Source organism: Pontibacter fetidus (assembly GCF_010119545.1).
In the GTDB taxonomy this organism is placed as follows: domain Bacteria; phylum Bacteroidota; class Bacteroidia; order Cytophagales; family Hymenobacteraceae; genus Pontibacter; species Pontibacter fetidus.
Genome location: NZ_JAAEAA010000048.1, coordinates 1 through 632, shown reverse-complemented (window position 1 = coordinate 632; position 632 = coordinate 1). Strand labels below are relative to the sequence as shown.

The following is a 632-nucleotide window of genomic DNA, read 5'->3' as shown; positions in this document are numbered from 1 at the left end:
TTGTGATCGTGGTTGTTACTCTCTTAGTTTATTCGCCCCTTTCAACCTGTTGTCCGATTGGGAGTGCAAAGGTAAGAAGCTTTTTTCATTCTGCAAGTGGCCAGTGAAAAATTTCTTTTCTTTTTTTTAGCCTCTCTTTTCAGGTGTTAAGCCCGAAAGGAAGCCGCTAAAAAATCCTTGCGTTTCAGCTTCTTTTCCCGCCCTGCCGGCTGCCGCGTTGGGAGTGCAAAGATACACCTTTTGTTTTTGCTTTTGCAAGCGGGTAAGAAAATAATTTTTGGAACGTTTTGCAGTGGAAACAAGCCTTAAAACCAGCTTGATGAAATGCAGACAGGTTTCCTGCGCTCCACTTCTCCCCCTTTTTCTTTCCTCCCTTCCTGCTGAACGGGTTGCAAAAGTACACACTCTTTTTCAGGATGCAAGAGCTACGCCCAAAGTTTTTACCAGTTAGGGGCTAAGTACCTGAAGCACTGATCGAAAAGTTTTAACCTATTTTTGAAGCTTTGCCAAACACCCTTTTCCTTGTCTTGCGCCCCAGCTCTTTTAGTCTTCTTCCCAGCTGCCCGGTTGCCCTGGGCGTGAAGTGGTAACAGTTCTTAAAAGAGTAGAAGTTCCATAGCGATGCGAAAAAA

The 632-nt window shown here is 44.6% G+C and carries 1 protein-coding gene; it reads right to left on the bottom strand.

Going from position 1 to position 632, the window contains the following annotated elements; genetic code table 11:
- Positions 1-126: 126 nt before the first annotated feature.
- Positions 127-405, bottom strand: coding sequence for a hypothetical protein (locus tag GWO68_RS17700; RefSeq protein ID WP_162347805.1), 279 nt, complete (start codon positions 403-405; stop codon positions 127-129).
- Positions 406-632: the final 227 nt, after the last annotated feature.